This is a genomic window from Photobacterium lucens (assembly GCF_009873615.1).
GTDB classification, from domain to species: Bacteria; Pseudomonadota; Gammaproteobacteria; order Enterobacterales; family Vibrionaceae; genus Photobacterium; species Photobacterium lucens.
Map to the genome: position 1 here is coordinate 1 of NZ_SSMG01000060.1, position 4,298 is coordinate 4,298.

3 protein-coding genes are annotated in these 4,298 nt (G+C 40.0%); 2 read left to right on the forward strand and 1 reads right to left on the reverse strand.

Annotated features, from left to right (window positions below; translation table 11 throughout):
• Window positions 1-214 precede the first annotated feature (214 nt).
• Together E5A76_RS03555 and E5A76_RS03560 are read left to right on the forward strand one after the other, a co-directional pair.
• On the forward strand, window positions 215-1,975 hold the full coding sequence (locus E5A76_RS03555; protein WP_161118118.1) for a L,D-transpeptidase family protein: 1,761 nt from the start codon (window positions 215-217) through the stop codon (window positions 1,973-1,975).
• A gap of 163 nt (window positions 1,976-2,138) precedes the next feature.
• The gene (locus E5A76_RS03560) at window positions 2,139-2,867 is read left to right on the forward strand and encodes an HAD family hydrolase (protein WP_107167359.1); all 729 of its coding nucleotides are present in this window, start codon (window positions 2,139-2,141) and stop codon (window positions 2,865-2,867) included.
• A 62-nt stretch (window positions 2,868-2,929) separates the two neighbouring features.
• On the opposite strand, the gene E5A76_RS03565 is transcribed toward E5A76_RS03560, so the two are convergent.
• Window positions 2,930-3,895: a TerC family protein gene (locus E5A76_RS03565; RefSeq protein WP_053988106.1), complete on the reverse strand. Its 966-nt coding sequence runs from the start codon at window positions 3,893-3,895 to the stop codon at window positions 2,930-2,932.
• Between the last annotated feature and the right edge of the window lie 403 nt (window positions 3,896-4,298).

The following is a 4,298-nucleotide window of genomic DNA, read 5'->3' on the forward strand; positions in this document are numbered from 1 at the left end:
AACATAAAAAATCTTGATACGGGATAATTAATATTTAAAGTTGCGTTATTTGAATTGTATCGAAATCAAAAATTTGTCTAAATATACAGTTATCGGCTTTATTAAAGACGATATCGTTTATGTACCGTATGTATGAGCGTTACTTGTCAATGTGCGTTTGGTTATTGAAATACGGATATCAGTCTTCTTTTATTAGATAAGGATCGCTTTGAAGATGTTAAATCCTCAGCGTGTTGGCACTCAACGCTTAAGTAAGCTTCTTGCTTTATCTCTGATTCTTCCAGGTAGTGCATATGCAGTTGAATTGGCAACACCTGTAGCACCACATAACTATGTTCAAGTTACTGGACCAGAAGCAGACTCAGTAGTACTTCCTCCTGTAAATGATAGAGAGGCTCCTGTTAGTGCAGGCACTGTTGATTGGTCTTCTTTGAATAACCAAAGTGTATTAAGTACAAGAACACTATGTGCTGATGCGGTAAGCAAAGTGTGTTTCAAGCCACAAATTGAGCAAGCTTATGCTGAAAATAAGTTCTACCCAATTTGGCATGATAAAGCGCTACGCGATGAATTTGAGCTACAACTAAAAGCGGTTGCTGATACAAAGATGCTACCTGGTTTAGCACAGCGTATCTCTGAAATGGATAAGCTAGAAAGCGAGCATAACGATCAAGCTTACGATCTGTTAGCGACTGATACCTACTATGTGTATCGTGCATTTCAAAACTACATTGCGACCCACCGTAATGTATTGTTCCTATCAAAGCCTGTGCAAATGAGCAGGGTGATGAAAGATTACGCAACAGGCGTAGATGCTTACCCAATGTCTATGGGTAAGCTTGAACAATTCCGTCCTGGTTACATCTCATTTAAACCAACGATGGAAATGATCGCTAAGTTCCAAAGCCTTCCTGCACATACATTAAAAGCATCTGACTTTACTCGAGTTTACCGTAAAGGTGACACAATGCCTCATGGTCACGAGTTGGTGAAAGTGCTTTATACGTTAGGTGATATGGATCAAGCGCACTATGAACACTTATCTCATCAAGCGAAAATCACCAATACTGGAGCTGTTTTTGAAAGCTTAAAGGCATTCCAAAAGCGTCACGGTTTAGCAAGTGATGGTATTATTGGCTCTGCAACTGTTCAGCAGTTAGTGATGCCATATAACGAGATCGCTCGTCGATTAGCTTTAAACACATTACGTGTGGCGACGTTAAACAAACATGCAGAAGGTCGTCCACATATTTGGGTAAATATCCCTAACTACAAGCTAGAAGTGTACGATAAAGGCAACGTTGTATTTGAATCTAAAGTGATTGTTGGTCGTGACACTCGCCCAACAAACTTATTCTCATCTTCAATCACAACGATGGTGGTGAATCCTTACTGGAACGTGCCAATTACGATCAAACAGCACGATGTGATCCCTAAGGTTAAACGTAATATTAGTTATTTAAAGCAGCATAATATGCAGATCTTAAATAGCTGGCGTGATCGCACAGTGATTAATCCAACTAGCATTAATTGGTCAGCGGTTAATCCAAAAACGTTCCCACATGAGTTCCAGCAAGGCCCAGGTCCACACAACTCATTAGGTCGTGTTAAGTTCTTAATGCCTAACGATTACGCTATTTTCCTACATGACACGCCAGCTCGTGGTCTATTTAGTAAAACTAAGCGTGATTTAAGCTCTGGCTGTGTGCGTGTTGAGCGTGCTTATGACTTAGCAAACTATGTGATTGACTACCAAAACCGTGGCAATATTCCACCGTTTAAGAAAATGCTAGATGCAGAAAAACAAAAGACGATCAGCTTATCTAAGCGCATTGATGTAGATTTTGTTTATCTAACAGCTTGGGTTGATCATGATGGTATGGTGCAAATGCGCGAAGATATTTATGGTTATGATTCACCAAACCCAAAACCAATTAAAAACAAATTCATCACAATGAAAGACTTTAAACATTAATTTGTTGAAGTAGTAAGAAGCCAGCACTAGATTGCTGGCTTTTTTGTATACAAAATCAGTGATATTCGTCAATCTGCGTAATTTATTTTACGTTTAAACTATTTATCATAAGTTTTGCTAGGTACTATTGATCTGCCTGTAATCGATAACAAAGAAGGTGAATGTGTTAAAAGCTATTTTTCTAGATATGGATGAAACTTTATGTGCCACTTCTTTGGCTGATAAACATGCCGTAGCACAATTAAAGTTATATGTTGCGGATTTATACCCACAGTTAGATGCTGATCTTTTCTTAGAACGTTACGTTGCAGGGGTATATAAAAAGTTAAATGATGAATTACCGCAGCTAGTTCCGCTTTTAAATGATGAATTGTATTTCCGTCAGAACTTGATCATTGTATTGTTTAAAGAGCAGGGTATTGATTTACCTTTTGACTCTGCTGTTGCGATCCAAGCGTGTTTTGATGAGACAAGAATGGCAGGGTTTGATTTCTTCCCTGGTATGAAAGACGCGCTGGTGGCACTACGTAAAACATATAAGCTGGTAGTGATCACTAATGGTCCAGTGTTCTCGCAGCATCCTAAGCTAGCGACGACAGAAATGCAGCAGTATGTCGATCATATTATTGTGGGTGGAGAAGAGCCTGAAGAGAAACCGGCATTAAGTATTTTTGAGAAAGCGCTAGACTTAGTGGGATGTAAACCTCATGAAGCGATCCATATGGGCGACTCATTAGCCGCTGACATTGCCGGTGCAAATAATGCAGGTATTAAGAGTATTTGGGTTGATACGCAAAAAGAAGCGGATCACCAGCAGCTAACTTACGTTAAGCCTGATTTTATTGTTAGTAACCCTGTTGAGTTAACAGAGATTGTTGCTTCATTAGCTTAATTCAGCGTCCAGTCTAGAGATACAAAAACGCCACAGCGAACTGTGGCGTTTTTTATGGCTGATTAGTTTTGATGATCAGCACTTGGTTCTTCATCATTACGTGTTTTCCATAATGATGCACCAATAGCGATTGAGATAGTCAGAACAATCACACATAGTGAAACCGCAGTTGGGATCGCCCATGCAGTGCCCACCAATAGCATTTTCAAACCAATGAAGCTTAGAATGAATGCTAGTGCTACACGTAGGTAGCAGAAGCGCGTTAGCATGCCTTCAAGAACGAAGTACAGTGAACGTAAGCCAAGTAGGGCAAACACGTTAGCTGTAAATACTAAGAACGGTTCACGAGTAACTGCAAAGATTGCTGGGATAGAGTCTAAAGCAAACATCACGTCGGTTAATGCAATAACAGCAACAACAACTAATAGTGGTGTTGCTAACCAGCCTTTATCACTTTTCACGAACATTTTATGATCGTGGTAATCATCAGTGACCTTGAAGAAACGCTTAACGATACGTACAGGAAGTGCATCAGAGAAATCTTCTTGCTCTTCTTCGTCTTCTTTCCATAGTTTAAAGCCAGTGTATAAAAGGAATGCTGCGAAGATGTACATCACCCAGTGGAAGTCTTCAAGTAGCTGTGCACCCACAGCAATCATACCGCCACGAAGCAATAGCGCACCAACAACCCCCAGCATTAATACGCGTGGACGTAGACGCTCTGGTACCATGAATTGACCAAAGATCAGCGCAAATACAAATAAGTTATCAACACTTAATGATTTCTCTAATAGATAACCCGTTACAAAAGCGGTTGCCGCTTTAGTGTTGCTGTAAGTGCTTTCTGGCGCCATTAATTGCCAGTTGAAGTAAATAAACACAGCAAATAAGAAGGCGAGTAGAACCCAAAATACACTCCAAATTGCTGCTTTCTTTATTGATACTTTGCCGCCACGGGTTTGGTATAGATCTAATGCAAACATTAACACTGTTAAAACAGCGAACCCTTCGTAACTAAAAAGGCTCATAGAATTTCTCCTAAAAATCGACCTTGGGTAATAACCTTTGCAGTACAACACAAACTGTATTGGTGATTTATGAATATGATCGATACACCAATAGCAAGAGGATGATATAGCTTTACAACAAAGGTTATCGCATAGGGATTAAAAACGCGGAAGGCATGGTAAAAGGGTGTTTCACAATAAACCTCACGCGCATTAAAAAACTCAAGCAAGGTGCTTGAGTCTATTTACACTTACAGTGCAAGCGATAATGGCATTGGTCTCGTCAAAATGGTGCATTGAATATAAATGCAAATCCATTCACGGCTGCCGGAAGCGTTGACTTCGAGATGACGACAGGCGAACAATTGTGACTACTCCCCAAAACGTGGCAATTCTAGACCTCTAGAGACAAACTTTCCAGTCG